This window comes from Pseudomonas sp. NFACC45 (genome assembly GCF_900113505.1).
Taxonomy (GTDB): domain Bacteria; phylum Pseudomonadota; class Gammaproteobacteria; order Pseudomonadales; family Pseudomonadaceae; genus Aquipseudomonas; species Aquipseudomonas tehranensis.
Genome location: NZ_FOPO01000006.1, coordinates 185834 through 211942, shown reverse-complemented (window position 1 = coordinate 211942; position 26109 = coordinate 185834). Strand labels below are relative to the sequence as shown.

The following is a 26109-nucleotide window of genomic DNA, read 5'->3' as shown; positions in this document are numbered from 1 at the left end:
CTTGCGGGAGTGGACTCATGTGGGAGCGAGCCTGCTCGCGATTGGCATCACCTCGGTCTGACAGTCAGATCAAGGTGTCTGCATCGCGAGCAGGCTCGCTCCCACAGGTCCGCTCCACCAAGGAAGCAGCGCCGATCAGTAGCGATAAGCGTGCGGCTTGAACGGGCCTTCGACGGTCACGCCGATGTAGTCAGCCTGTTGCTTGGTCAGTTTGGTGACCACGCCGCCGAAACCGCGGACCATTTCCAGGGCCACTTCTTCGTCGAGTTTCTTGGGCAGCACTTCCACGGTCAGGCGCTCGGCTTTCTGGGCCGGCGACAGGTCGGCGTATTTCTGGCCGAACAGGAAAATCTGCGCCAGGACCTGGTTGGCAAACGAGCCGTCCATGATGCGGCTTGGGTGGCCGGTGGCGTTGCCCAGGTTCACCAGGCGGCCTTCGGCCAGGAGGATCAGGTAGTCATCGTTCTGTGGGTCGAAGCTGCCGGCGCCGGTGCGATGCACCTTGTGGACCTGTGGCTTCACTTCTTCCCATGCCCAGTTCTTGCGCATGAAAGCGGTGTCGATTTCATTGTCGAAGTGGCCGATGTTGCAGACCACAGCGCGCTTTTTCAGGGCCTTGAGCATGTTCGCGTCGCAGACATTGACGTTACCGGTGGTGGTCACGATCAAGTCGATCTTGCCCAGCAGCGCTTTGTCGATGCTTGCTTCGGTGCCATCGTTGTTACCGTCGATGAACGGCGAAACCAGCTCGAAGCCGTCCATGCAGGCCTGCATGGCGCAGATCGGATCGACTTCGGACACCTTGACGATCATGCCTTCCTGGCGCAGCGACTGGGCCGAGCCCTTGCCCACGTCACCGTAGCCGATCACCAACGCCTGCTTGCCCGACAACAGGTGGTCGGTGCCGCGCTTGATGGCGTCGTTGAGGCTGTGACGGCAGCCGTACTTGTTGTCGTTCTTGCTCTTGGTCACCGAGTCGTTGACGTTGATGGCCGGGATCTTCAGTTCGCCCTTGGCCAGCATGTCCAGCAGGCGGTGTACGCCGGTGGTGGTCTCTTCGGTCACGCCGTGGACGTTGTCCAGTACGGCTGGGTATTTCTTGTGCAGCAGTTCGGTCAGGTCGCCGCCGTCGTCAAGAATCATGTTGGTGGCCCATGGCTGGCCATCCTTGAGGATGGTCTGCTCCAGGCACCATTCGTATTCCTCTTCGGTCTCGCCCTTCCAGGCAAATACCGGGATACCGGCAGCGGCAATGGCGGCAGCGGCCTGGTCCTGGGTCGAGAAGATGTTGCAGGACGACCAGCGTACTTCGGCACCCAGGGCAACCAGGGTTTCGATCAGCACGGCGGTCTGAATGGTCATGTGGATGCAGCCGAGGATCTTCGCGCCCTTGAGCGGTTGCTCGCCGGCGTATTTACGACGCAGACCCATCAGAGCTGGCATTTCGGATTCGGCGATGATGATTTCGCGACGACCCCAGGCAGCCAGGGACATGTCGGCGACTTTGTAATCGGTAAAATCTGCAGGCGTGATAACAGCGCTCATGAAGAGCCTCCATTCGTAATGTATGCGAATGGGCGCCGTTGTGCGTTTAGTGTCCGTCGGGGTGCCCCGTACAAACAACGCCCCATCCGAGCCTGACAGGTCGAACCTGCTGCAGCGCCCCTCGGACAGGTGGCGGGAACGGTCCAAAGCGTGGACCGAGGTAAAGCGGTGGCGATTATAGCGGGCTAATCGGATCTTCCAAAGGGTTTCTGTCGGCAAATCAAAATTGCCGATGAGCGTTATTAGAGCCTCGACATAGAGCCACGCTGCCCGGTCTGCCATGATGCCGGCATCCATCGGCCAGACGCTCAGGAGTGAACATGAATTTCCACACCCGCAAGTGGGTCAAGCCCGAAGACCTCAACCCCAACGGCACACTGTTTGGCGGCAGTCTGTTGCGCTGGATCGACGAAGAAGCGGCGATCTATGCCATTGTTCAGCTCGGCAACCAGCGTGTGGTGACCAAATACATCTCCGAAATCAACTTCGTCAGCGCTTCGCGCCAGGGCGACATCATCGAGCTGGGCATCACCGCCACCGAATTCGGCCGCACCTCCATCACCCTGACCTGCGAAGTGCGCAACAAGATCACCCGTAAAAGCATCCTGACCGTGGAGAAGATGGTCTTCGTCAATCTTGGGGAAGATGGCCTGCCGGCGCCGCACGGCCGGACCGAGATCAAGTACGTCAAGGATCAGTTCCAGGACGATATTGCCGGCGCGTGAGCTCGGCTGTGTCTCCAATCGCGAGCAGGCTCGCTCCCGCATGGACTTGCGGTTGGTGTCTACCGCCAATCCTTTGTGGGAACGAGCCTGCTCGCGATGGCGATTCCAAAGTTTGCGTGAACAAAGGCCCGCTACTGAACAGCGCCGCACGCTGCGTGTCGTAGGTACATCACGCTACCGGTTCAGGAGCTCCATGGACACTCGCAAAGACGGCAAGACCCCTGATCTTTCGGCGCAGGAAAAACACGAAGTCGACCGCAATCAGCCACCGCGGGCCGCGGTACTGCATGAAATTATCCGTACCCAGGGCAATCAGGAACTGGAGCGCAGTGTCGCCGCGCTTTGGTGGTCGGCCCTGGCCGCCGGGTTGACCATGGGCCTGTCGCTGATGGCGATGGGGCTGCTCAATTCCCGCTTGCCTGAGGGCGAGGCCTTCAAGGTGATCGCCAGCTTCGGCTACTGCGCCGGTTTTCTCGCGGTGATTCTTGCCCGCCAGCAACTGTTTACCGAAAACACCTTGACCGCTGTGCTGCCCATCATGAGCAAACCCACCTTGGGTAACTTCGGCCGTCTGTTCCGGCTCTGGGGCGTGGTGCTGGTGGGCAACCTGTGCGGAACCTTGCTGGTGGCCTATGTGATGCTGCATCTGCCGATTTTCGACCGGCGCACCGATATGGCTTTTCTGGAGATCGGTCGCAAGGTCATGGAAAACGACACCGGCCAGATGTTCGCCAAGGGCATCATTTCAGGCTGGATGATCGCCACCATGGTCTGGATGATTCCTTCCATGGAGAGCGCCAAGATGTGGATCATCATCCTCATCACTTACCTGATGGCGCTTGGCGATTTCACCCACATTGTCGTCGGCTCTGCCGAAGTGTCCTATCTGGTGTTCGCCGGCCAGCTGTCGTGGGAGGACTTCTGGATGGTGTTCGCCGCGCCGACCCTGGCAGGGAATATCATTGGTGGCAGTTTCATCTTTGCGCTGCTGAGTCATGCCCAGGTGCGGAGCGAGACCGGCCAGCCTAGTCGGCCGCACCCACCAGGGCGTCCTGACGACGCTGACGATAAATAAAATACAGTGCCGTCAACACGGTCAGCCCGCTCACCAGAGCACCGGTCCATGGCAGGTCGGCCAGATCGGCGCCGCTGGCCACCACCAGGCCGCCAATCCAGGCGCCAGCCGCGTTGCCAAGGTTGAACGCGCTCTGGTTCAGGGTCGAGCCCAGGTTCGGCGCTTCTTGGGCCTGGTCGATGATCAGCAATTGCAGGATCGGACACAGTGCAAAGGCGAACACACCCCATAGGACCAGGGTAATAGCCGCTGGAACCACCGACCGGCTGGTCTGGCTGAACGCGGCCAGCACCAGCACCACCGCCAGGGCCATGGCTACCAGCGAAGGCAGCAGGCGCCGGTCCGCCAGCCGTCCGCCGAGGAAACTGCCCGCTGTCAGGCCTACACCGAACAGCAGCAGCATGAGCGTGATGCCGTGGGGGCTGACACCCGTGATGTCCTGCAGGATCGGCGCGATGTAGGTGAACACGCTGAACAGGCTGGTGGAGGCCAGTACGCTCATGCCCAGGGCCAGCAGCACGTTGGCCTTGCCCAGCACCTTGAACTCGCTGGCCAGATTGGCCTTCTCCATGGGGATTTCCCGGGGCAGCCAGACCCATTGGGCAAGGGCGGCAATGATCCCGATGACCGATACCGCCCAGAAGGTCGAGCGCCAGCCGGCGTACTGCCCCAGCGCCGTGCCCAGCGGTACGCCTAGCACATTGGCCAGGGTCAGCCCTGTGAACATCATTGCAATGGCCTGGGCCCGTTTGTTCGGCGCCACCAGTCCGGCTGCAACCACCGAGCCGATACCAAAGAATGCCCCGTGGCACAGTGCGGTGATGACCCGGGCGGCCATCAGCGTGGCGTAGTTCGGCGCCAGGGCGCAGAGCACGTTGCCGACAATGAACATCAGCGTCATGCCCAGCAGCGTGGCCTTGCGCGGCATGTTGGCGGTGCCGATGGCCAGGATCGGCGCGCCGAACACCACGCCCAGGGCATACCCGGTAATGAGCAGCCCGGCCTGGGGAATGCTCACGGCCAGATCACGGGCGACATCGGGCAACAGCCCCATGATGACGAATTCGGTGGTGCCGATGCCAAAAGCGGCGACGGCCAAAGCAAGCAAGGCGAGTGGCATGCGCAAGGTCTCTGTCTGTAGTCTTGACGCTCTGATCAGGCATACGCATGCCGATGCGCCGGTTCGGATGAAGCGGGGCAGCAGCAAAAATTATTGGAATTGGTTTATGCGCAACTGAGTGCGGCGTGGTCGTTTGCAGTATAAACGGCCGCTGATGGATGGCGAATCAATTCTCTGGACGCAATAAGGAGCGTGCTGTGCTGGCAACGGCCTTGGTATTGGTCGCCGCGCTGTTGCATGCGGCATGGAATACGCTGATCAAGTTCAGTGGCGAGCGTTTGCTGGTGGTGGCGTGCATGGACAGCGTCGCGTTGCTGTTTGTGGTCCTGGCGCTGGGCTTCGTGGCGTTGCCACCGCTGGAGATCTGGCCGTGGATCCTGGCGTCGGCGGCATTCGAATTGTTGTACCGCTATCTGTTGATCCAGGCGTATCGGGTGGGTGACCTGGGGCTGGTCTATCCGCTGATGCGTGGTCTGTCGCCATTGGTGGTGCTGGCTTTGACGTTGATCTTCGCCGGGGAAGTGCTGACGACCCAGCAGACCATCGGCATCTTGCTGATCCCGTTCGGCATGCTTTGCCTGTTGTGGCAGGGCGGTGGTGGCGAGCGGTTGCCCTGGTCGATGTTGCCGGTGGTGGCGCTGATCGGCCTGTGCATCGGCTGCTACACCTTTATCGACGGCCATGCCCTGCGACGCTGGCCCGAGCCACTGGATTACCTGGTCTGGGTGACGCTGCTCAGTGCCTGGCCATTTCCGTTGCTGGCGCTGGTGCGCAAACGACCTGCGTTCATCTTGTTCTGGCGTGAACAGTGGCGGCTGGGGTTGGCGGTCGGATTTTGCGTACTGTTGAGCTACGCTTTGGTGCTGTGGGCCATGCAACTGGGCTCGATCGCCGAAGCGGCGGCGCTGCGGGAGATCAGCGTGATCCTGGTGGTGCTGTTTGGCATGCGTTACCTGAAAGAACCTTTTGGCCGGCCGCGGCTCTTAGCCTGCGCTCTGGTGCTGATTGGCATGCTGGTGATGAAACTCTGACCAGCACCCCGATTTTCGATTTCTATAACACTCAAAGAAGGAACTGCTTCATGACGGTTGCCCTGTGGTGCATTTTGATTGCCTTTCTCCTGTCTTACCTGTGCATTGCGATCGCCAAGGCCGGTGGTAAATACCGGTTGCGGGATAACCACGACCCTCGGGACTTTCTGGACTCGCTCGAAGGGGCCCCCCGGCGTGCATACGCCGCGCAACTGAACAGCTTTGAAATCGCCCCGTTTTTCGCCGCTGCCGTGATCGTCGCGCACCTGGCCGGCAATGCCGAGCTTGTGACCATCAACGTGCTGGCGGTGCTGTTTATCACCAGTCGTCTGCTGTACATCATCTGCTACCTGGCGGACTGGGCGATCTTGCGTTCGCTGGTGTGGTTCGTGGGGGTAGGGTTGGTGTTGAGTTTCTTCTTCGTTTCGGTCTGAGCCTGGCGGTTGAATTCCGTTGTCTGTGCTGGCCCTATCGCGAGCAGGCTCGCTCCCACAGTTGATCTCCAGTGGACACATGTTTTGTGTACGACTAGATCCAATGTGGGAGCGAGCCTGCTCGCGATAGCGGTGACTCAGCTACATAGATGCTGGACGTGTCGCGCTCTTGCTTTGCTTTGCTTTGGATCTTGATCTGGTCGCCCCGTTAACCACGCTGGCCGAACGCAGGCATTGCGTAGGGGGCACCTCGGCATGGATGCCGAGGTAGCCGCGCTGGGCCATGGATGGCCCTTCGCGGCGTGCCCCCGGAGCAATGCCGGAGTGAGGGCATGCCGAGCCCTAGCGAGGCACCGAGTGGTGGGGCAAAGCGTTTTTGGTTACTTTTGGCGCTTTTCCAAAAGTGACCCGCTGTAAGAGCGGAACCATAAGCAGCCGTTACCGCAGAAACGGATATACACCCCCTCTAAAAGTAAGGTCCTAGGAGATTTCCTTCAAGTTGTAGCGGTGTTGGTGAACTTGTCCGGCTTCGGGCTCGTGGCTAGTCTGGGTTTGTCACTGAAAAAACGGTGACACGGACGTGCAAGTCCGAAGAAACTGTTTAGGATGCGACGCTACATCGCTCAGGGGCTTCTTCTGCCCACTGGCTTTATGGCGGCTGCACGCAGGAGATCCTCGGATCTGCTGGGTGTCCTAAACAGGCCCGGTCTTGCACACCTGCGTACGGCCGCCACCCCCATTCGCGTGCAAGCGAACGGTGACGGTTTCCACTTAACTGTTTAGGAAATCTCTAATGTTCAAAGTAACTCCGAATCCGCCAGAAAACCCTAGCAACATCTTCGGCAAATCCTCGAAATCCAAAAAACTCGACGAATCCGCCGCGCGCGCCCTCGACTATTACCTCAATCCCAAACCCACCGACGAAGCACCCGGCCAAGCATCAACGGCACAACTTTTCATGGTCGCCCCGAACATCGACACCGAAACCCTACTGGCCAACGCCTCCGAAGACCTGCTGTCCATCAGCGCCATCGCCGCCGACCTGGCTGATGACGTCGACGGCTCGCGCCGCAGCGTGATCCTGGCGATTAGCCGGATGGCCGACGGGGTGCATTTGTTGGTGGAGCGGGCAATGGATCGGCTTGAGGTTCAAGCGTCGAACTGACAGGCCTTTAGCGGATTGAAGATGGCCGTCGCGAGCAGGCTGAACTCCCACAAGAGATCTGTTGGCGAATGGAAAATTGCGCCCTGACACAAATCCAATTGTAGGAGCGGGCTTGCTCGCGAAGGCGTCGGCACATCCAACATCATCGCAAACTGACCCACCGCTTTCGCGAGCAAGCCCGCTCCCACATAAGAACTGCGTGACGGCTTACCCCATCCCCCTGTGCGAGCCTGCTCGCGATGGGCCCAGTACCATCAATCCATTTCTCAAGGATTGGCGCTGACCGCATTCGCCACCTGTGGCACCTGCGGCAATGCCATGCCCTTGGGCCACAGCATCCAGATCTGTCCCTGTTGCTTCATATCCCCAGCCAGGTTTCCCGCTGCTTCACCGGTGCCCCAGAACAGGTCTGCCCGTACTTCGCCGGCAATTGCGCCGCCGGTGTCCTGGGCCGCGACCGGCCGGTTCAATGCACTGCCGTCAGGGCGGGTGGTGGATAACCACAACAGGCTTCCCAGGGGAATCACCTTGCGATCCACCGCCACGCTGTAGCCGGCGGTCAGCGGCACATTCAGGGAGCCCCGTGGCCCCTCGTTGCTGTCCGGGTTGCGGGTGAAAAACACGTAGCTGGGGTTGCTGCCCAGTAACTCGGGAATCCGGTTCGGGTTGGCTTTTGCCCAGGCACTGATGGTGCCCATGGTCACCTCTTCTTTCTTCAGTTCGCCCTGTTCGACCAGCCAGCGCCCGATGGGCCGGTAGGGGTGGCCGTTCTGGTCGGCATAGCCGATGCGCAACTGGCGGCCGTCATCAAGTCGAATCCGGCCCGAGCCCTGGATCTGCAGGAATTGCAGGTTCATCGGGTCTGTCAGCCAGGCGATCACCGGTGCCTTCACCCCGTTGGTTTCGATGGTGGCCGCGTCGTCGTAGGGCTTGAGCACTCGGCCTTCGAGGCGACCGCGCAGGCGCTTGCCCTTGAGCTCGGGGTAGATACTCTCCAGCGAGACGATGATCATGTCCTCTGGCACCCCGTACACCGGGATGTTGGCGCTGGCAGTCTGGGTGAGGCTGCCGGGGTAGACCGGTTCGTAGTAACCGGTAATCAGACCGTTGGGGCTGTTGTCACCCGAGCGCAGGCCGTAGACATCCAGGTTCTGCTTCAGAAAGTTGCGCACATCCACGGCGGTCAGCGGCACATTGGCCGCCGCCGCGCAGGTGGCGCCCCACACCGCGTCGGCCTTGAGCCGGGTGCAGGCGCTGCGCCAGGAGCCAAAGCCCGCCAGCAGGTCTTCATCGGACACCGATGGCAAGGCTTCCCACGGTGCGCTGACATAAGTAGCGACGGCGTGGGTCTGGGGCTCCTCGGCTTTGTCACCGCGGTTGCAACCGGCCAACAGCGCGATAAGCGGTAGGGTCAACGCCAGGCCTTTGTGCCAGGTCTTGAAACTGTGCATGAGTTTTCCTTGCCGGTCGTGCGAACGCTCCAGGCGTCCAGACAACCCGTATTGATAATAGGGCTATTGGTCTTTGCCGATGACCCGAGGATACTAACCGCCGTTTCCTGCTCCGAGGCCAAGATGTTTGTAAAACGATTTTCCATGGCCGTGCTGGCCTGCCTGATGTTGTCCGCCTGTGGCGGTGTCGATCCCAATTCTCCGCTGGGCCAACGCAAAGCGATCTTCAAGCAGATGCTCAAGACCAACGAAGAGCTCGGTGGCATGCTGCGCGGTCGTATCCCGTTCGACGGCCCGCGCTTTGCCGAGGGCGCGGTGCAACTTGATCAACTGTCCCGCGAGCCGTGGAAACATTTCCCGCAAGTGCGTGAAGAAGACCACACCAGTGCCCGGGATGAGGTTTGGCAAAAACAGGCGCGTTTCCAGGAACTGGCCCGCAGCCTTGAAGCGGCCACCGGTGAGTTGGTAAGCGTCAGCAAGGTCCAGCCCTACAGGGCAAGCAACCTGGGACCTGCGGTGCAGAAGGTAGAGGATGCGTGCAGCGCCTGCCATAAAGAGTTTCGGGATTATTGAGTAGGAGCAGCTGCAAGCTGCAAGTGTCGGGTTTAGGCTTGCTGCTTAAAACTTGCCGCCTACTTATCCAACTCGTCCACCGCTTCCTGCAACTCTTTGCGAGAAGCCGCCAGCTTGTCCTTGCGTTTGTTGATCCGCTGCGCGTCGCCTTTTTTCATGGCTTTGTCCAGATCGGCCTGACGCTGGCTGACTTCGTGCTTGGCTTCAAGGACCTTGTTTTCACGTTCCTTGCGCAGGGACGCATCGGTGCAATGGGTGGTGACCTGGCTTAATGCTGTTTCCAGGCCGGCTTGCTGGTCTTTGTTGTCGCGGGACTTGGCCAGCTCGATTTGATTGATGATGCCCTGGCGCTTGGCTGCACAGCCGGTGAGCTCCGGTGTTTGCTCGGCTGCCATCAGGGGGGCGGACATGGCGCTGCATAGCGTCAGCAGTGCGATAGGGGACAGAAAATTCATAGCAACTCCGTGAAAACTCGCGAACGGTTGGTATAGATGCGCTGTTGGAGCGCACGTTTACCCCTTGGGTTCAACTGTGGGACCTGGATTAAAAACCGTCGACCCCGGCACCCTTTAGTACTTCACTCAACGCCAGCACCTGTGGGTCGCGAAAAAAAGCCCTCAGTTGCGCAGCGCGTCCCGGGCCGATACCGGCTTCGGCATGCCAATGTTCGATGTCGCGCTCGGCAAGCACCTGCCATGGCCCCTCCAGCCGGACCTCGCCGGTGGGTGGCAGGCCAAGGGCCTTGAGCCACTGCCCAAAAGGACGTTGCCGGGCGCTGTACAGGCTGTCGAGCAAGCGGGCGCTGCTGCGTTCGCCGAAGCCAGCAATGTTAGCAAGCTCGTCGGCATCAAGGGTCATCCAATCCAGCAAACCATTGAGTCGACCGGCCGCCAGGAGTTTTTCCCAGGTGCCCGGGCCAACATGGGGCAGGGCTAATCCATGCTTGCCGCTGAGCCAGCCCAGGCGCGCCAGAAACTGGCTTTCGCAGCCGGGTGTCGGCTGCCAGCAACTTAAAAAGTGATAATCGGCTGCCGCTGGGGCGTTCACGTCCTGGCGCTCGACACCGCGCAGCACGACGCTGTCCAGGCGTGGAATGGTCAGCCCGGCCAGGCTGATGGCGACCCGGTCGCCAGGACGGATGTCCATTTGCTCCCAGCGTTTGAGGGAGCTGACGCTCACGCGGCGGATTCGTCGGTCGTCGAGCATCGCAGGTTCAAGTTCCAGTACGGGCGTGATGCGCCCGGTACGACCGATCTTGAAGCGCACGTGGCGCACCTCGGCCAGGGCCTGGGCATAGGGGTATTTCCAGGCCACGCTCCAGAACGGCGCCCGGGCCCGCCAGCGGTCAGCAGGTGGGCGGCGGCTTTGGCGCAGGACGACGCCATCGCTGGCAAAGGGCAGTGGCGTGCGATACCAGTGGTCGCGCCAGTGCTTGACGTCGGCCAACGCCTGGACGGGTTGGCTGTAGCCGGTGGTGTCGGCAAAACCAAGCGCTTTGAGGGTCGCCTCCCGTTCGGGCAGCGTGGCCGGCCCTTCAGGCCAGTCCCAGACAAACAGACTGATGTCCGCCCCCTCCTGCGCGGTCAAATTCGTGCGCGCCATCAGCCCCGCCACGGTCGCCCGGGCATTGAGACTGCCGTTGCTGGCCTGGACATGAGCAATCAGCCGCCAGTACAGCTCACCCTGAATGACCAGGTCCAATGGCTGATGCAACCGTTGCGGGATGGCGTTGATTTTGTGCGCAGCCCAGGTCCAGTCTTGCCCCTGGACACCATCACCGCGGCTGATCGCCTGATGCAGGCGCCCTCCGCGATAGATCAAGGTCACGGCCACGCCATCGACTTTCGGTTGGACCCAGAGGTCTTCTCGACCTTGCAGCCATGCCTTGACCGCGTCGGCATCCTTGAGTTTGTCCAGGCCGGTGTGTGCAACCGGGTGTGGCACTTTCCCGCCCGCCGTGCGCAGGGGGAAACTGGGTGCCACAAGATCAAAGCAGTCGCGCCAATGGCCCAGCTGGATGCGGGATTGATCGTAGAGCTCATCGGCTACCAGTGATCGGCCGAGACGGTGATAGCTGTCATCCCATGAGTCGATTCGCTGTTGCAGGGCGGTGATTTCTGCCTGGGCGCGTCCGAGGGGCCAGTCGGGACAAGGCGCGGCGATGACAGGGGAGCAGATGAATACAAAACAGGCCAATAGGCGTGATAACGGCAGCATCGAAGCATCCTTGCTTGGTGGTGTGCTTGAAGGCTAGTCACTGTCTCAGAAGCTGCGAGGCTGGGAGCGTTACCGGATTTTGCAGGGGCCGATGGCGAAGTCGTGGCGGTACAGTGCAGGGTGATTTGGTTGTGCAACTGTGCCTTGAACCCATCAGGGGCGAGTGCAGAATGGGGGCTCGATCCGCTCTGCCAGGCGTGCATCCCTATGGACCTGACGACCCTCGCTGTTTTCATCCCGGCCTGCTTCGCGCTGAACATGGCACCGGGGCCGAATAACCTGCTGTCCATCAGCAACGCCTCGCGTTATGGCTTCGTCCGGGCGTGCAGCGGTGGCATTGGCCGGTTGCTGGCGTTTGCACTCATGATTACCCTGGCAGCGGTGGGGTTGACCGCTGTGCTGCATACCTCGGAACTGTTGTTCCTGGGGATCAAGTTCGTGGGGGCCGCTTATCTGTTCTATCTCGCCGTGCAATTGTGGCGGGCGCAGCCAGAAGCCGGCGCTGAAACGGCGGTCACTTCGATGAGCGTAACTCGCCTGGCGCGCCAGGAGTTTCTGGTGGCGATCGGCAACCCGAAAGCAATCCTGTTGTTCACCGCCTTTCTGCCGCAGTTTGTCGACCGCGCCAGCACTGTCACCCAGCAGTTCGCCGTGCTGGGCGGCCTGTTCCTGGCGCTGGAGTGCATCGCCATCGGGTTGTATTGCTACATGGGGATTTACGCGCGGCGGCTGTTTGCCCGGCCGAGCGGCAAGCGTCTGTTCAATCGGCTGTGTGCGGGGCTGCTGGCCAGTGCGGCTTCGTTCTTGCTGGTGGCGCGACGGTCCTGAGTTCGATGCTACCTTGTGGTGATGGCGTACGGACGCAGGTCGGACACTTCACGAACCAGCTTGATGATCTTGTCATCGCCGATCTCGCCGGTGCCGAAGGTGTTCAGCGAGATCGAGGTAGGCTGGGCAACGCCGATGGCGTAAGAAACCTGAATCTCGCTTGAATCGCCCCCGTCGACAGCTTAAAAACGCAGATTAATTAAATGAACCTTTGATTCCGCAAGTTATTTAAGTAGTCTCATGACCATGAACGCCTCCGCGGCCGCCACACCCACTGACTGTCCGCGGTGACGAGCAAGGTATTCAAGGTGTTCCATACTGCGTGAGTGAGGTGCAGCACGCATCTCCAGTTCATAGGCTTCCAGCGCCTCTAACTTTGTTGCCAAGTAATCACTAATATCGACAAAGCAAGAGGGTAAGAAAGGATTGTTGTCCGGGCTTGCCCACTCGGTGCTGGACATTACCTCGAATGTATAAATTTCTCGGACACTACTACCTGGCATGGGGCGGCAGGCGGTCATTACTGCTTGGTGTGTTATGCGATGGTCGATATTTAGATCGCCAGAGTGATGGGTATAAACAATCTCTGGCGCAACGTCCCTAATAACGCATTCTAATGGCTGTACGATATCGAGCAGTCCCATGCTGTCGAGCCTGTTATCAGGCAGTCCCAGATAAGTAACACCGGAAATCCCCAGTCGAGCGTGAGCGATTTCTGCTGCAGCTTCACGAGTTTTAAGTTCATCAGTACCTAAATCCGAACGTGAACTCACCCCATCCGCTAAGAAAACAGCATGAACCGTATCACCTTCCGCGACATGTCGAGCAATGGTTCCGCCACACCCCAGGGCTTCATCGTCTGTGTGTGCAGCTACTACGAGGATGCGTTTATTCATCGAACAAATCCCATGACGTTGGGGTGCCCCGGGAAACGGCGACTTTGAGTTTCTTGCCAACGATGTCGTCAAAATATTTTGGAGCCAAGCCCAAGCCGGGGCGGATACGGCGAATGTCGCTAGCAGAGACAGGTGCTCCCGCAGCAACGTCATTAACAAAATAAACTGAACGTCGGAAAATTTTGTTACCTTCTTCAGCTTGTTGGCGTTGGTAACCCGTTTTTCCCAACGCCGACCACGCGTCGTAAGCATCGCTACACAACCGTTTTAGTTCTTCCGGTTCTAGCGAGAATTCACTGTCAGGTCCTTTGTCTGCTCGGCTCAATGTGAAGTGCTTTTCAATAAGGCAGGCTCCCAATGCTACAGCCGCTACGGATGCTGTGGTGCCCATGGTGTGATCGGATAGGCCTGGTATGGTCTCGAACCGACGTTCCAATTCTGCCATTTGACGCAAGTTAGCTTGGTTCATGGGGGCTGGATAACTGCTGATGCAGTGCAACAGAACGAGATCTCTCGCCCCTGCGCTTCTGGCAGCTTCAACAGCCTCTTCAATCTCTCTTTCATTGGCCATGCCAGTTGACATGATAATGGGTTTTCCTGTAGCGGCTACGTAACGTATCAGTGGAAGATCTGTTACTTCAAAGGATGCGATCTTGTATGCTGGCGCGTTCAAACTTTCCAGGAGGTCAACAGCGGACTCATCAAAGGGAGTAGAAAATATAGTGATTCCACGCTTGCGGGCGTGCTCGAAAATAACGGGGTGCCACTCAAAAGGTGTTTGTGCCCATTTATAGAGATCGTGGAGTTTGTAACCGTCCCACAAACCACCTTTGATCATGAATTCCGGACGATCGCAGTCGATAGTCATGGTGTCGGCTGAGTAAGTTTGAAGCTTTATAGCGTGCGCACCACAACGTTGAGCAGCATCAATAGTCTCCAGCGCTCGCTCCAAGTTTCCATTATGGTTGGCCGAAAGCTCAGCAATTATATAGGGCGGTTCGTTGTGGCCGATTTTCCGGCCATCGATAACAAAACTCATAGTGACTCCTGATCTGTAGAGGTGCGCTTATGAATAGTGACTTGAGCCTTTAGCTGGTCACTATCGAGCCGAGCATGATAAAACTCAAGGACAAACTCTCCATGCTGGACAAAGCCCAAGGGGTAGGTAGGGGCATCAAGCATTCGAATGTGGTCGTAAAGTTTTCCTAAAGTACCTTTCTGAGGAAGTTCACTTTGCGCCGGCTTTCGACGTTTGAAAATGGTCACTTCCCCTTCTTGCGGCGTTGGTGCCGGTGCCGCTTGAGTCATCCAGCGTATAATTTCAAAGCTGAGATCACCTGCACGCTTGTAAATTTCTTCGGCGCGTCCAGCCAGAGAGAGGGGCTGCTTTATATAAACCGGGCCAGCATCCATGGTCTCGATCATGCGAAGGGCCGTCAGTTTTGTTTCTTTATGACCGTTGGCAATTAGATTTTGCAAAGGGCTGCCACCGCGACCATATGGTACATCTGTCATATGAAAGCATACGCACTCAAATCGTGACCAGATTTCGTCGGGTACCAGCCAGTTCCAATGCAGAAAGAAAATATAACGCGGTGTATCTAAAGTGGTCGCTTCAGCCAGTTCTTCTGCGGTTGATACCCAGATCCATTTTGCTGGACTTTCAGATTTGAGTATCTCAAAATTGACCTTGTGCCAAGGTTTAGCGCTGGCAACAATGTAGCAGTCAGTGCTCGTTGCTTTTGTCTGGTTGGATGTTGATGGTTTAAAACTATCCATGCGCCGTTGAATTTCAATTTTGTGGGCGGGCCACTCAGAGGCGAGTATGCCAAGTCGAACGACATCTATGTAGCAATTGCCATCGAAGTGAGAATCTCGAAAGATGCCTTCATGTACAAATCCAATCTTCGTATGAAGTGCAAGGCTTTTCTTGTTTGTGATTAATACTTCGGCATTTAGTTTGTGAAGGCCTAAAGTGTTGAATGCCTCATTGAGCGCATCAAAGCCTAATTTCGTACCTGTACCGGCTGCTGCGTCCGGAGCAGCGTAAAATCCCCAAAAAGCGCTTCTTCTCTTTACGTCATATTGTGTGAAGTACACCACGCCATCGGCTATACCATCACATGAGTGATGTACGTACCAGCGTGAGGTTGAGTCATTTCTAATCCGTTCAAACCAGGCACGGTGCTCCGTTTCACTTATTTCGTGGGTGGAGTACATGCTTTTACGTACTTCTGGCGCGTTACGCCATGCTCGAACCATCGCCAGGTCAGATTCAACCAATAAACGAAGTGACATTATCTTCACCTGGAGGACAAAATAGTGTGGTAAAGCTGGCTTGTATCATCGCCTTGAAACCAATTTTTGCGTGTGCTCATGCATATTACTCTCAAGAAATCAGCACTTTCAAATCTTGCAAATTAAAATGTCTACTACCTGCAACACTCCCAAGCCATCTGTGATTGAGGCGGCCGAGGCGCTCATTGCGGAAAGCGTGGCAGGCTCAATTTGTTGCATAGTTATCAGCGGGCGAACATCAAGAGTTAATAAATCACTTAGAAACGCAGCGCCTACGGCATCCAGGGCCTGAGCTATGGTTCTCTGATTGTCGGCTAATACTAGCATGATAGTGGGCAGTCCGAGGCAGCAGCGCTCCCAGGATGTCGCCCCCGCAGCCCCGATGGCAAAATCGCTGTCGGCCATTAGCTGCGCCATATCGCGGACATCAACCTTGATCTCTACGGTCCAAGGTAGCTGCTCGGCACACCGTTGCACATCGCTCAACCAAGGAGCTGTTGCTCCCATCACTACAACGATGCGGCAATCTGCTGGCAGCTCGCATGATTTCAGCTTCTCCAGCACCTTGCCAGTTGCATTGTGCCTGTCGACCCCTCCCATGGTAATCAGCAGCTGCCGCAGGTGCGAATTAGCACGACGTTGCAAACTGTATGAGCGGATTTGTGCAAACTCTGGCCGTAGCAAGGCATAACGAGAGCCACATAGTAAAATGCAGTCCTCAGGCACCCACGGTAAGTAATCAGCAGCTGCACGACTATAAGTCTGATCTAGCAGTAAGTGACAGACATGCGACCTATCGGCAAGATCATCGATCACCATGAGCTTAGAATAATTGTTTTTTAGAGCTGACTCCCATCGGCTGTCGAGTGCGTAGTGGTCGACGATCAACCAATTCGTCTGCTTCTTTGTCAATATGGCGGCACACTCGTCAGCATCCTGTTGCCAACGGACACCAAGCCAATCAGCATGTGCGAGCTGTGGCTCGACAGATGCAGGCGCACGCTCAGACTCGAATGCAGAAACTGGTAATACAGATACACCATAGCCCTTACTGCGGATAAACTCGATCAAGTGGCCGGGATGTTCGCGACAGATGAAATGACACTCTGCTCCCCGTGTGCTCAGCGCATCGGCCAAAGTCAAGCAGCGCATGACATGGCCGGTGCCTATTTGCAGAGAGGCGTCAGTCCGAAATACAATATTCAAGAAATTATCTTCAAGTTGGTAGGCTCAATGACGTTGCAATACTCTTCAATTATTTGCTTGAGTTCACATGCAACCTGTTCTGCAATTGTCGACCAAACATTTATAGGTGGTGGCTTCATATAGCCGTACTGTACATGACCCCCGAACAATCCGCCTAGTGCTGCTGATTTCCGGTCCTTAGTCACCAGTCCTCCACTGACCTCAACCTCGCGCCGCGCTGATTGGTGTTGCTGTAGCGGAATGTCCAGCGTTTCGAAGTGGCGTCATTGAACACCCATCGGATGTTCGGATAATCGGTAATGCTGACCATCATCTTACCTTTGCAAAAGTGCATGAAGTCAGCCGCCCATGCTTGGTTCTCGAGCGGAAAATCAACACCATAGCTGGTGGGGTCCATCGAGTGGAAGATATTGGCCTGATCGTCGCTGGCTGCTTGCCAGTGCTACGCCGTTTTGCTGATGGCGCGGGGCGTAGCTCCAATGAAGCTCCCTCGCCAGGGTGATCTTCAAGGTATGAAAAAGCCCCTGACGACCCAGTCGCCAGGGGCTTTTCATGCCTGCAGTTTTTACAGGCCGGCAGCGGCGCGCAGGGCGTCGGCGCGGTCGGTTTTTTCCCAGGTGAACGTGGTGAAGGTGTCGTCACCGACCGTCTTGGTTTGCGGCGTGCGACCGAAGTGGCCGTAGGCAGCAGTGTCCTGGTACATCGGGTGCAGCAGGTCGAGCATGGTGGTGATGGCGTACGGACGCAGGTCGAACACTTCACGAACCAGCTTGATGATCTTGTCATCGCCGATCTTGCCGGTGCCGAAGGTGTTCAGCGAGATCGAGGTAGGCTGAGCAACGCCGATGGCGTAGGAAACCTGGATCTCGCAGCGCTCGGCCAGACCGGCGGCCACGATGTTCTTGGCCACATAACGACCGGCATAGGCCGCCGAACGGTCGACCTTGGATGGATCCTTGCCGGAGAACGCGCCACCGCCGTGACGGGCCATGCCGCCGTAGCTGTCGACGATGATCTTGCGACCGGTCAGGCCGCAGTCGCCCACCGGGCCACCGATGATGAACTGGCCGGTCGGGTTGATGTGGAACTGAGTGTCCTTGGACAGCAGCTCGGCAGGCAGTACGTGCTTGACGATCAGCTCCATTACGCCTTCGCGCAGGTCTTTGTAGGACACTTCAGGGTTGTGCTGGGTCGACAGTACGACGGCATCGATACCGACAACCTTGCCGCCTTCGTAACGGCACGTCACCTGGGACTTGGCATCCGGGCGCAGCCAAGGCAGCAGGCCGGATTTACGGGCTTCAGCCTGGCGTTGAACCAACTGGTGCGAGAAGGTGATCGGTGCTGGCATCAGCACGTCGGTCTCGTTGCTGGCGTAGCCGAACATCAGGCCCTGGTCGCCGGCACCCTGGTCTTCAGGCTTGGCGCGGTCAACACCCTGGTTGATGTCGGGGGACTGCTTGCCGATGATGTTCATCACGCCGCAGGTCGCGCCATCGAAGCCGACGTCGGAGCTGTTGTAGCCAATGCCCAGGATGACGTCACGGACGATCTGTTCCAGGTCGACCCAGGCTGAAGTGGTGACTTCGCCAGCGATGATCGCCACGCCCGTTTTCACCAGAGTTTCGCACGCCACGCGGGCGAACTTGTCTTCAGCAATGATGGCGTCCAGCACCGCATCAGAAATCTGGTCGGCGATTTTGTCCGGATGCCCTTCAGACACGGACTCGGAGGTGAAAAGGGAGTATTCGCTCATCTCGATGTTTTCCTACAAGTTACCGATGGTGAGTGTCGCCAGCCGGTCGCTGAAAATGGCGGACCTGGATCTGGAAACCATTACGTAAGCCCACATAGAGGCTTTCCCCGGGCACGAGGCCCGCAGCGGTGGCCCAACGGGCCAGATCGTCCTGTTCAAACCCCAGCCAGAGATCACCGCAGGCCTCCTTGGCCCAACTCTGGTTGTGGCTGCATAACTCTGTCACTAACAGGCTACCGCCCGGTTGCAGCAAATCGGCCATGTGCTTGAGCGCATCGGCCGGCGCGGCGAAATGGTGAAGCACCATGTTCAATACAACGCAATCGGCCTGCAGGCTCACACCATTCAAGGCATCGGCCAGTTGCAGGCTGACATTAGCCAGTGTTTCACGTTCGCACACCTGGCGTGCCAGCTCGAGCATGGCCGGGCTGTTGTCCAGCGCCGTCACTTGGCTGAAACGCCGGGCCAGCTCCGGCAGAAACGCACCGTCGCCAGGGCCGACTTCAATGGCCGTGGCGGTGGGCTCGAAGCCCAGTTTGTCGAGCAGCGCCACGACGCTTTCACGGTACTGCGGCAACCCGGCAATCAGGTCCTGCTGGGCGCGAAACTTCTCGGCCACCCGGGCGAAAAAATCCTGGCTGGCGGCGGCTCGCTGCCCGTGTACCTGGGCGATGCGGGCCTGCACGTCTGTCGGCAGGTCCAGCTCATCCACCTCTTCGAGCAACGCGGCATGCAGCTTGCCGCCCAGCAGATCGGTATGGGGCAGGGCGCGGCGGTAAAAAATCGCATTGCCTTCACGACGGGTCGCCACCAGGTCGGCCTGGGCCAGGACCTTGAGGTGGTGGCTCATGCCGGATTGACCGATGCCGAAGATCTGCGCCAGTTCCAGTACGCCGAACGAATCGTTGGCCAAGGCGCGCAATACATTGAGCCGCAACGGATCGCCGCCGGCCTTGCAAAGGGCCGCCAGCTCATCGCAATCATCATGGCGAATGGAAGGCACGCGTAAGTTCATAGGGCGGCAGTCTAGTGAGGGGTATGGATCACCGCAAGGTCAATATCAAAAAGTTTTGATATTGCTCGATAAATGGCACTTCCCAAGGCGTGCGTGACTCTACAAACCTTCAGCGGAAAGGTTTCACCTGGCGAATGCGACTTTATCCACCGGAAAAAAGCCTCTGGATGACTATCTGTCATTGCCCCGGGGCGGGTGGGTGAGGGAAAATGCTCGCCTTTTTTCGGTTCCACCATTCAAAACCCAGGAGATCAGCGATGCCCAGCCGTCGTGAGCGTGCCAATGCCATCCGTGCACTCAGCATGGATGCCGTGCAAAAAGCCAACAGCGGCCATCCCGGTGCCCCTATGGGGATGGCGGATATCGCCGAGGTGCTTTGGCGCGACTACCTCAAGCACAACCCGAGCAACCCCTCGTTCGCCGACCGTGACCGCTTCGTGTTGTCCAACGGCCACGGCTCGATGTTGATCTATTCGTTGCTGCACCTGACCGGTTATGACCTGTCGATCGATGACCTGAAGAATTTCCGCCAGTTGCATAGCCGCACCCCTGGCCACCCGGAATACGGCTACACCCCAGGCGTGGAAACCACCACCGGTCCACTGGGCCAGGGTCTGGCCAACGCCGTGGGCTTTGCCCTGGCGGAAAAAGTCCTGGCAGCGCAGTTCAATCGCCCCGGCCACAACGTTGTCGATCACCACACCTACGTGTTCCTGGGTGATGGCTGCATGATGGAAGGTATTTCCCATGAAGTCGCCTCCCTGGCCGGCACCTTGGGCCTGAACAAGCTGATCGCTTTCTACGATGACAACGGCATCTCCATCGACGGCGAAGTCGAAGGCTGGTTCACCGACGACACCCCCAAGCGCTTCGAAGCCTACAACTGGCTGGTCATCCGCAATGTCGACGGCCATGACCCGGAAGAGATCAAGACCGCCATCGAGACGGCGCGCAAGAGCGCCCAGCCGACCCTGATCTGCTGCAAGACCACCATCGGTTTCGGTTCGCCCAACAAACAAGGCAAGGAAGACTGTCACGGCGCGCCACTGGGTGCCGAGGAAATCGCCCTGACCCGCGCTGCGTTGAAGTGGGAACATGGTCCGTTCGAAATCCCGGCAGACATTTATGCCGAGTGGGACGCCAAGGAAAAAGGCCGCGCTGCCGAAGCCGAGTGGGACCAGCGCTTTGCCGCCTACTCCGCCGAGTTCCCTGAGCTGGCCAATGAACTGGTCCGTCGCCTCAGCGGCGAGCTGCCTGCCGACTTCGCTGAAAAAGCCTCGGCTTATATCGCTGAAGTCGCCGCCAAAGGCGAAACCATTGCCAGCCGCAAGGCCAGCCAGAACACCCTCAACGCTTTTGGCCCGCTGCTGCCGGAGCTGCTCGGCGGTTCGGCCGACCTGGCCGGTTCCAACCTGACCTTGTGGAAGGGCTGCAAAGGCGTCAGCGCCGAAGATGCCAGCGGCAACTACATGTATTACGGCGTTCGCGAGTTCGGCATGAGCGCGATCATGAACGGCGTGGCTCTGCACGGCGGCCTGGTGCCTTACGGCGCTACCTTCCTGATGTTCATGGAATACGCCCGCAACGCAGTGCGCATGTCGGCCCTGATGAAGAAGCGCGTGCTGTATGTGTTCACCCACGACTCCATCGGCCTGGGCGAAGACGGCCCGACTCACCAGCCGATCGAGCAACTGGCAAGCCTGCGCTGCACGCCGAACCTGGACACCTGGCGCCCATGTGACGCCGTGGAATCGGCAGTGGCCTGGAAATACGCCATCGAGCGTAACGACGGTCCATCGGCGCTGATCTTCTCCCGCCAGAACCTGCAGCACCAGAACCGCGATGCCGACCAGATCGGCGACATCACCCGCGGCGGCTATGTGCTCAAGGACTGCATTGGCGAACCTGAGTTGATCCTGATCGCCACCGGCTCCGAAGTCGGCCTGGCCGTTCAGGCCTACGACAAACTGACTGCCCAGGGCCGCAACGTACGCGTGGTGTCCATGCCGTGCACCAGCGTGTTCGACGCCCAGGACGCCGGCTACAAGCAAGCGGTATTGCCGTTGCAAGTCAGCGCCCGGATCGCCATCGAAGCCGCTCACGCCGATTACTGGTACAAGTACGTCGGCCTGGAAGGTCGCGTGATCGGCATGACCACCTACGGCGAATCGGCGCCTGCGCCGGCGTTGTTCGAGGAGTTCGGCTTTACCCTGGAAAACATCCTGGGTCAGGCTGAAGAGCTGTTGGAAGACTGATCCGAAGTCGCGTCGTTTGAGCTGCCGCCTTCGCGAGCAAGCCCGCTCCCACATTGGAACGCAATCCCATGTGGGAGCGGGCTTGCTCGCGAAGGCGATGGTTCAGGCAATACTGGACTGAAGGACTCACCACGGTAATCGAGAACCCCCATGCCCCAACCGCGTCCCTACAAAGTTGCACTCAACGGCTACGGCCGGATTGGTCGTTGCGTCTTGCGTGCGTTGTTCGAGCGAGGGGCCAAGGCCGGGTTCGAGATTGTGGCGATCAACGATCTGGCCGACATGGCCAGCATTGAATACCTGACACGCTTTGACTCCACCCACGGCCGTTTTCCGGGCGAGGTGCGGGTCGAGGGCGATTGTCTGCACATTAATGGCGATTGCGTGAAAGTCCTGCGCAGTGCCACCCCCGAAGGTATCGATTGGGCGTCCTTGGGTGTCGACCTGGTGCTTGAATGCTCCGGCGCCTACAACACCCGTGAAGATGGCCAGCGCTTCATCGCGGCCGGCGCGCCGCGGGTGTTGTTCTCCCAGCCGATGGCCAGCGAAGCGGATGTGGACGCCACCATCGTCTACGGCGTAAACCAGGACTGCCTGGCTGGCGATGAGCTGCTGGTGTCCAACGCGTCCTGCACCACCAACTGCGGCGTGCCGCTGTTGCGCCTGCTGGACCAGGCCATTGGCCTGGAGTACGTGTCGATCACCACCATCCACTCGGCGATGAACGATCAACCTGTGATCGACGCCTATCACCATGAAGACCTACGTCGGACCCGTTCGGCGTTCCAGTCGGTGATTCCGGTGTCCACTGGTCTGGCGCGCGGCATTGAGCGGCTGCTGCCGGAACTTGCGGGGCGAATTCAGGCCAAAGCCGTGCGGGTGCCGACCGTCAACGTGTCCTGCCTCGACATTACGATGCAGACCGTGAGCGATACCGACGCCACCGAGGTCAACCGGATTCTGCGCGAAGCCGCCACCAGCGGCCCGCTCAAAGGCCTGCTGGCCTACACCGAGTTGCCTCACGCCAGTTGTGATTTTAATCATGACCCCCATTCGGCCATTGTCGATGCCAGCCAGACCCGGGTTTCCGGGCCGCGGCTCGTGAACATCCTGGCCTGGTTCGACAATGAATGGGGTTTTGCCAACCGAATGCTGGATGTCGCTGAACATTATCTGCAAGCCGCGACTTCGCTTTCTGTTTCTCAGTTACCTGATTCAAAAAAACCTGCTCACTAAAACAGTTACCCAGGAATTGCGACCCATGACCGTGTTGAAGATGTCCGACCTCGATCTGCAAGGTAAGCGCGTACTGATCCGCGAAGACCTCAACGTTCCCGTCAAGGACGGTGTTGTCACCAGCGACGCGCGCATCCTGGCTTCGCTGCCGACCATCAAGTTGGCCCTGGAAAAAGGTGCGGCCGTGATGGTTTGCTCGCATTTGGGTCGTCCGACCGAAGGCGAATACTCGGCCGAAAACAGCCTCAAGCCGGTCGCCGCTTACCTGAGCAAAGCCCTGGGCCGTGACGTACCGCTGGTGGCTGACTACCTGGGCGGTGTGGACGTGAAGGCCGGCGATGTCGTGCTGTTTGAAAACGTGCGTTTTAATAAAGGCGAGAAAAAGAACGCTGACGAACTGGCCAAGCAGTATGCGGCCCTGTGCGACGTGTTTGTGATGGACGCGTTCGGCACCGCTCACCGCGCCGAAGGGTCGACCCATGGCGTGGCGAAGTTCGCCAAAGTGGCCGCTGCTGGCCCGCTGCTGGCTGCCGAACTGGACGCACTGGGCAAGGCCCTGGGCTCCCCGGCCCAGCCGATGGCTGCCATTGTTGCCGGCTCCAAGGTCTCCACCAAGCTCGACGTGCTTAACAGCCTGAGCCAGGTGTGCAACCAGTTGATCGTCGGCGGCGGCATTGCCAACACCTTCCTTGCTGCGGCCGGTCACCCGGTCGGCAAATCCCTGTACGAGCCGGACCTGCTGGACACCGCCCGGGAAATCGCCGCCAAGGTCAGCGTGCCGTTGCCGGTGGACGTGGTGGTGGCCAAGGAGTTCGCCGAAAGCGCCACCGCCACCGTCAAGCTGATCGCTGACGTCGCCGAGGACGACATGATCCTCGACATCGGCCCGCAAACTGCAGCCAATTTCGCCGAACTGTTGAAATCCTCCAAGACTATCCTGTGGAACGGTCCGGTCGGGGTGTTCGAGTTCGACCAGTTTGGCAACGGCACCAAAGTGCTCGCCCAGGCCATCGCCGAGAGTGACGCTTTCTCCATCGCTGGCGGCGGCGACACCCTGGCGGCCATCGATAAATATGGCGTGGCCGAGCAGATCTCCTACATTTCTACCGGCGGCGGTGCGTTCCTCGAATTCGTCGAAGGCAAAGTACTGCCAGCCGTGGAAGTCCTGGAAAGCCGGGCCAAGGCCTGAGGTTTTGTTGACCAGGCAAAGGAGTGTTGTGATGGTCAAGACGTTGGCGCTTTTGTTGCTGACCGCATCCCTGGCGGCTTGCGGGAGCCACCCGCAAGCCGCACCGGAAGCGATTAATCCCAGCGAGCCGAAAACCGGTTGCTACCAGGCCGAGTGGCAGGCCGAAACCAACCCGGTGCTCAATAAGCGTTCCGGGCCGGACGGCCTGGATAAATACGAGACGCAGGTCCCGGCCAAGGAACATGGTTGCCCTTGACGGGTCTGACTCATTAACTCATGGCTGGCGGCCTGCGCTGTCAGTCGAGGAACACGGATGAAAGGCTTTATCGCCGTTGTGGCGCTGGCAATGCTGGCCGGTTGTGCACAGCTGGATCGGTTTCGTTCGTCCGAGCCTGTAGTAGAGGGCTGGACAACCTGGACCTGTGACAGCCAGGCCAAGGTACTGTGGCGCTATACCGATGACACCCGCAAGGAAGTCGACGTTCGCCTCGGCGGTGCCGAGCTGGTCTATCACCTGAAGGAAGAGCCGGGCGCATCGGGTACGCTGTACAGCGACGACATGCTGGCGTTTCACGTCAAAGGTGAGGAAGGCCTGGTGTACTGGGTCGCCACCAATGACTTGATTGGCCGGGGTTGTAAGGCTGACTGATTCAACAGAGATCCAATGTGGGAGCGAGCCTGCTCGCGATAGCGATGTATTAGGCACCAGTGATGTTGACTGTCAGGCCTTCATCGCGAGCAGGCTCGCTCCCACAGGGTCCTCTACAGTTTCGAGATTTTGTTTCACCGAACACACAGGCCGGACCCACCCCCCGACCTGCAATGACTTGAATAGCCGCCGCCGCTCCGGCAGGCTGGCACGATTAACGACCCTCGACCGGGAGAGACACACTAATGGCACTTATCAGCATGCGTCAGATGCTGGACCACGCAGCCGAGTTCGGCTACGGCGTTCCAGCCTTTAACGTCAACAACCTTGAGCAGATGCGCGCCATCATGGAAGCCGCTGACAAGACTGACTCCCCGGTGATCGTCCAGGCTTCGGCCGGCGCCCGCAAATACGCCGGCGCGCCGTTCCTGCGTCACCTGATCCTGGCTGCCATCGAAGAATTCCCGCACATCCCGGTGTGCATGCACCAGGACCACGGCACCAGCCCTGACGTCTGCCAGCGCTCCATCCAGCTGGGCTTCAGCTCGGTCATGATGGACGGCTCCCTGGGCGAAGACGGCAAGACTCCGACTGACTACGAATACAACGTGCGCGTCACTCAGCAGACCGTCGCCATGGCCCATGCCTGCGGCGTCTCGGTGGAAGGCGAACTCGGTTGCCTGGGCTCGCTGGAAACTGGCATGGCCGGCGAAGAAGACGGCATCGGCGCCGAGGGCGTGCTGGATCACAGTCAGATGCTGACCGACCCGGAAGAAGCCGCGGACTTCGTCAAGAAGACCCAGGTCGACGCCCTGGCCATCGCCATCGGCACCAGCCACGGCGCCTACAAGTTCACCAAGCCGCCTACCGGCGACGTGCTGGCCATTGACCGCATCAAGGAAATCCACAAGCGCATTCCCAACACTCACCTGGTGATGCACGGTTCTTCCTCGGTTCCGCAAGAGTGGCTGGCGATCATCAACCAGTACGGCGGCGACATCAAAGAAACCTACGGCGTGCCGGTTGAAGAAATCGTTGAAGGCATCAAGTACGGCGTGCGCAAGGTCAACATCGACACCGACCTGCGCCTGGCCTCTACCGGTGCTATGCGTCGTTTGATGGCGACTAATCCGAGTGAGTTTGATCCGCGTAAGTTCTTCGGTGCCACTGTGACCGCCATGCGTGATGTGTGCATTGCGCGTTATGAGGCGTTTGGTACGGCGGGGAATGCTTCGAAGATCAAGCCGATTTCGTTGGAAGCGATGTATCAGCGGTATTTGAAGGGTGAGTTGAACGCTAAGGTGAACTAAGGCTCAAGCGTCAAAAAAACCCGCAGCGATGCGGGTTTTTTTGTGCGTGGAATTGACCGTGGAGATTGGCAGGCGCAACGCGCTTGAAATGTCCGCTATAAAGGACATAATTAGATTTTAAAACTAAAAAGTCCT

Annotated in this window: 24 protein-coding genes, 1 pseudogene and 1 riboswitch; of the genes and pseudogenes, 13 read left to right on the top strand and 12 right to left on the bottom strand. The window is 58.7% G+C overall.

Annotated features, from left to right (window positions below):
- Window positions 1-135 precede the first annotated feature (135 nt).
- The gene (ahcY, locus tag BM132_RS13160) at window positions 136-1545 is read right to left on the bottom strand and encodes an adenosylhomocysteinase (protein ID WP_076383373.1); all 1410 of its coding nucleotides are present in this window, start codon (window positions 1543-1545) and stop codon (window positions 136-138) included.
- A 23-nt stretch (window positions 1546-1568) separates the two neighbouring features.
- Window positions 1569-1674, bottom strand: a riboswitch (S-adenosyl-L-homocysteine riboswitch).
- A gap of 191 nt (window positions 1675-1865) precedes the next feature.
- Here ahcY and BM132_RS13155 point away from each other — a divergent pair.
- Together BM132_RS13155 and BM132_RS13150 are read left to right on the top strand one after the other, a co-directional pair.
- Window positions 1866-2270 (top strand): acyl-CoA thioesterase, encoded by a 405-nt coding sequence (locus BM132_RS13155; protein ID WP_092401561.1) that lies wholly within the window; start codon window positions 1866-1868, stop codon window positions 2268-2270.
- 193 nt (window positions 2271-2463) lie between these two features.
- Window positions 2464-3345: a formate/nitrite transporter family protein gene (locus tag BM132_RS13150; protein ID WP_092401564.1), complete on the top strand. Its 882-nt coding sequence runs from the start codon at window positions 2464-2466 to the stop codon at window positions 3343-3345.
- Here BM132_RS13150 and BM132_RS13145 read toward each other — a convergent pair.
- Window positions 3296-4465 (bottom strand): MFS transporter, encoded by a 1170-nt coding sequence (locus BM132_RS13145; RefSeq protein ID WP_092455794.1) that lies wholly within the window; start codon window positions 4463-4465, stop codon window positions 3296-3298. The genes BM132_RS13150 and BM132_RS13145 overlap by 50 nt on opposite strands.
- Window positions 4466-4662: 197 nt before the next feature.
- Here BM132_RS13145 and BM132_RS13140 point away from each other — a divergent pair, with 197 nt between their 5' ends.
- From BM132_RS13140 to BM132_RS13130, 3 genes are all read left to right on the top strand, one after another.
- Complete coding sequence (locus BM132_RS13140; protein ID WP_092455793.1) at window positions 4663-5496, top strand: EamA family transporter; 834 nt, start codon at window positions 4663-4665, stop codon at window positions 5494-5496.
- Between the two features lie 50 nt (window positions 5497-5546).
- On the top strand, window positions 5547-5930 hold the full coding sequence (locus tag BM132_RS13135; RefSeq protein WP_092455791.1) for an MAPEG family protein: 384 nt from the start codon (window positions 5547-5549) through the stop codon (window positions 5928-5930).
- A gap of 793 nt (window positions 5931-6723) precedes the next feature.
- Window positions 6724-7095 carry a DUF6124 family protein gene (locus tag BM132_RS13130; protein ID WP_092455790.1) on the top strand — a complete coding sequence of 124 codons (372 nt, stop codon included), beginning with the start codon at window positions 6724-6726 and terminating at the stop codon, window positions 7093-7095.
- Window positions 7096-7361: 266 nt separating this feature from the next.
- Here the strand turns inward: BM132_RS13130 and BM132_RS13125 are convergent, their stop codons facing one another.
- Window positions 7362-8546, bottom strand: coding sequence for a murein transglycosylase A (locus BM132_RS13125; protein WP_092455788.1), 1185 nt, complete (start codon window positions 8544-8546; stop codon window positions 7362-7364).
- 123 nt (window positions 8547-8669) lie between these two features.
- Here BM132_RS13125 and BM132_RS13120 point away from each other — a divergent pair, with 123 nt between their 5' ends.
- Window positions 8670-9119, top strand: coding sequence for a c-type cytochrome (locus tag BM132_RS13120; RefSeq protein WP_092401582.1), 450 nt, complete (start codon window positions 8670-8672; stop codon window positions 9117-9119).
- 59 nt (window positions 9120-9178) lie between these two features.
- On the opposite strand, the gene BM132_RS13115 is transcribed toward BM132_RS13120, so the two are convergent.
- Both BM132_RS13115 and ligB read right to left on the bottom strand, forming a co-directional pair.
- Window positions 9179-9574 (bottom strand): DUF1090 domain-containing protein, encoded by a 396-nt coding sequence (locus BM132_RS13115; protein ID WP_092455786.1) that lies wholly within the window; start codon window positions 9572-9574, stop codon window positions 9179-9181.
- 88 nt (window positions 9575-9662) lie between these two features.
- Entirely contained in the window at window positions 9663-11336 is a 1674-nt protein-coding gene (gene ligB, locus BM132_RS13110) for an NAD-dependent DNA ligase LigB (RefSeq protein ID WP_092455784.1), read from the bottom strand.
- Between the two features lie 207 nt (window positions 11337-11543).
- Between ligB and BM132_RS13105 the strand changes: the two genes are divergently transcribed.
- Window positions 11544-12164, top strand: a complete 621-nt coding sequence (locus tag BM132_RS13105; RefSeq protein WP_092455782.1) for a LysE family translocator — start codon at window positions 11544-11546, stop codon at window positions 12162-12164.
- 17 nt (window positions 12165-12181) lie between these two features.
- Here BM132_RS13105 and BM132_RS13100 read toward each other — a convergent pair.
- The 7 genes and pseudogenes from BM132_RS13100 to BM132_RS13065 form a co-directional block, all read right to left on the bottom strand.
- A pseudogene (locus BM132_RS13100) lies at window positions 12182-12322 on the bottom strand (methionine adenosyltransferase domain-containing protein); the annotation flags it as partial.
- A 66-nt stretch (window positions 12323-12388) separates the two neighbouring features.
- Entirely contained in the window at window positions 12389-13060 is a 672-nt protein-coding gene (locus tag BM132_RS13095; RefSeq protein ID WP_092455780.1) for a PIG-L deacetylase family protein, read from the bottom strand.
- Window positions 13053-14099 carry a pseudaminic acid synthase gene (gene pseI, locus BM132_RS13090; RefSeq protein WP_076383379.1) on the bottom strand — a complete coding sequence of 349 codons (1047 nt, stop codon included), beginning with the start codon at window positions 14097-14099 and terminating at the stop codon, window positions 13053-13055. Before pseI ends, BM132_RS13095 begins: the two co-directional genes overlap by 8 nt.
- A complete protein-coding gene (pseH, locus tag BM132_RS13085) occupies window positions 14096-15358 on the bottom strand; it encodes a UDP-4-amino-4,6-dideoxy-N-acetyl-beta-L-altrosamine N-acetyltransferase (RefSeq protein ID WP_092455778.1) in 1263 nt (420 codons plus the stop codon). Before pseH ends, pseI begins: the two co-directional genes overlap by 4 nt.
- A gap of 108 nt (window positions 15359-15466) precedes the next feature.
- Window positions 15467-16564 (bottom strand): UDP-2,4-diacetamido-2,4,6-trideoxy-beta-L-altropyranose hydrolase, encoded by a 1098-nt coding sequence (gene pseG, locus BM132_RS13080; RefSeq protein ID WP_092455776.1) that lies wholly within the window; start codon window positions 16562-16564, stop codon window positions 15467-15469.
- A gap of 565 nt (window positions 16565-17129) precedes the next feature.
- On the bottom strand, window positions 17130-18320 hold the full coding sequence (metK, locus tag BM132_RS13070; protein ID WP_047230414.1) for a methionine adenosyltransferase: 1191 nt from the start codon (window positions 18318-18320) through the stop codon (window positions 17130-17132).
- 19 nt (window positions 18321-18339) lie between these two features.
- Window positions 18340-19335, bottom strand: a complete 996-nt coding sequence (locus tag BM132_RS13065; RefSeq protein WP_092401593.1) for an ArsR/SmtB family transcription factor — start codon at window positions 19333-19335, stop codon at window positions 18340-18342.
- 257 nt (window positions 19336-19592) lie between these two features.
- On the opposite strand from BM132_RS13065, the gene tkt reads away from it, so the two are divergent.
- The 6 genes from tkt to fba all read left to right on the top strand — a co-directional run bounded on the left by tkt (window position 19593) and on the right by fba (window position 25974).
- On the top strand, window positions 19593-21590 hold the full coding sequence (gene tkt, locus BM132_RS13060; RefSeq protein WP_092455771.1) for a transketolase: 1998 nt from the start codon (window positions 19593-19595) through the stop codon (window positions 21588-21590).
- Window positions 21591-21740: 150 nt separating this feature from the next.
- The gene (epd, locus tag BM132_RS13055) at window positions 21741-22826 is read left to right on the top strand and encodes an erythrose-4-phosphate dehydrogenase (RefSeq protein WP_092455769.1); all 1086 of its coding nucleotides are present in this window, start codon (window positions 21741-21743) and stop codon (window positions 22824-22826) included.
- Window positions 22827-22851: 25 nt separating this feature from the next.
- Window positions 22852-24015, top strand: coding sequence for a phosphoglycerate kinase (locus BM132_RS13050; RefSeq protein WP_092401602.1), 1164 nt, complete (start codon window positions 22852-22854; stop codon window positions 24013-24015).
- A gap of 31 nt (window positions 24016-24046) precedes the next feature.
- On the top strand, window positions 24047-24271 hold the full coding sequence (locus BM132_RS13045) for a hypothetical protein (RefSeq protein ID WP_092455767.1): 225 nt from the start codon (window positions 24047-24049) through the stop codon (window positions 24269-24271).
- A 57-nt stretch (window positions 24272-24328) separates the two neighbouring features.
- A complete protein-coding gene (locus BM132_RS13040; RefSeq protein WP_092455765.1) occupies window positions 24329-24664 on the top strand; it encodes an MliC family protein in 336 nt (111 codons plus the stop codon).
- A gap of 245 nt (window positions 24665-24909) precedes the next feature.
- A complete protein-coding gene (gene fba / locus BM132_RS13035; RefSeq protein WP_003177554.1) occupies window positions 24910-25974 on the top strand; it encodes a class II fructose-bisphosphate aldolase in 1065 nt (354 codons plus the stop codon).
- Window positions 25975-26109 lie beyond the last annotated feature (135 nt).

What these genes read in the sequence shown, in the direction of transcription:
- BM132_RS13145 (WP_092455794.1), bottom strand. Translation starts at nt 4,465, where the DNA reads ATGCCACTCGCCTTGCTTGCTTTGGCCGTCGCCGCTTTTGGCATCGGC.
- BM132_RS13115 (WP_092455786.1), bottom strand. Translation starts at nt 9,574, where the DNA reads ATGAATTTTCTGTCCCCTATCGCACTGCTGACGCTATGCAGCGCCATG.
- BM132_RS13105 (WP_092455782.1), top strand. Translation starts at nt 11,544, where the DNA reads ATGGACCTGACGACCCTCGCTGTTTTCATCCCGGCCTGCTTCGCGCTG.
- BM132_RS13045 (WP_092455767.1), top strand. Translation starts at nt 24,047, where the DNA reads ATGGTCAAGACGTTGGCGCTTTTGTTGCTGACCGCATCCCTGGCGGCT.
- BM132_RS13050 (WP_092401602.1), top strand. Translation starts at nt 22,852, where the DNA reads ATGACCGTGTTGAAGATGTCCGACCTCGATCTGCAAGGTAAGCGCGTA.
- BM132_RS13130 (WP_092455790.1), top strand. Translation starts at nt 6,724, where the DNA reads ATGTTCAAAGTAACTCCGAATCCGCCAGAAAACCCTAGCAACATCTTC.
- BM132_RS13155 (WP_092401561.1), top strand. Translation starts at nt 1,866, where the DNA reads ATGAATTTCCACACCCGCAAGTGGGTCAAGCCCGAAGACCTCAACCCC.
- pseI (WP_076383379.1), bottom strand. Translation starts at nt 14,099, where the DNA reads ATGAGTTTTGTTATCGATGGCCGGAAAATCGGCCACAACGAACCGCCC.
- BM132_RS13135 (WP_092455791.1), top strand. Translation starts at nt 5,547, where the DNA reads ATGACGGTTGCCCTGTGGTGCATTTTGATTGCCTTTCTCCTGTCTTAC.
- BM132_RS13040 (WP_092455765.1), top strand. Translation starts at nt 24,329, where the DNA reads ATGAAAGGCTTTATCGCCGTTGTGGCGCTGGCAATGCTGGCCGGTTGT.
- tkt (WP_092455771.1), top strand. Translation starts at nt 19,593, where the DNA reads ATGCCCAGCCGTCGTGAGCGTGCCAATGCCATCCGTGCACTCAGCATG.
- fba (WP_003177554.1), top strand. Translation starts at nt 24,910, where the DNA reads ATGGCACTTATCAGCATGCGTCAGATGCTGGACCACGCAGCCGAGTTC.
- BM132_RS13095 (WP_092455780.1), bottom strand. Translation starts at nt 13,060, where the DNA reads ATGAATAAACGCATCCTCGTAGTAGCTGCACACACAGACGATGAAGCC.
- pseH (WP_092455778.1), bottom strand. Translation starts at nt 15,358, where the DNA reads ATGTCACTTCGTTTATTGGTTGAATCTGACCTGGCGATGGTTCGAGCA.
- metK (WP_047230414.1), bottom strand. Translation starts at nt 18,320, where the DNA reads ATGAGCGAATACTCCCTTTTCACCTCCGAGTCCGTGTCTGAAGGGCAT.
- epd (WP_092455769.1), top strand. Translation starts at nt 21,741, where the DNA reads ATGCCCCAACCGCGTCCCTACAAAGTTGCACTCAACGGCTACGGCCGG.
- BM132_RS13125 (WP_092455788.1), bottom strand. Translation starts at nt 8,546, where the DNA reads ATGCACAGTTTCAAGACCTGGCACAAAGGCCTGGCGTTGACCCTACCG.
- BM132_RS13065 (WP_092401593.1), bottom strand. Translation starts at nt 19,335, where the DNA reads ATGAACTTACGCGTGCCTTCCATTCGCCATGATGATTGCGATGAGCTG.
- ligB (WP_092455784.1), bottom strand. Translation starts at nt 11,336, where the DNA reads ATGCTGCCGTTATCACGCCTATTGGCCTGTTTTGTATTCATCTGCTCC.
- ahcY (WP_076383373.1), bottom strand. Translation starts at nt 1,545, where the DNA reads ATGAGCGCTGTTATCACGCCTGCAGATTTTACCGATTACAAAGTCGCC.
- BM132_RS13120 (WP_092401582.1), top strand. Translation starts at nt 8,670, where the DNA reads ATGTTTGTAAAACGATTTTCCATGGCCGTGCTGGCCTGCCTGATGTTG.
- BM132_RS13150 (WP_092401564.1), top strand. Translation starts at nt 2,464, where the DNA reads ATGGACACTCGCAAAGACGGCAAGACCCCTGATCTTTCGGCGCAGGAA.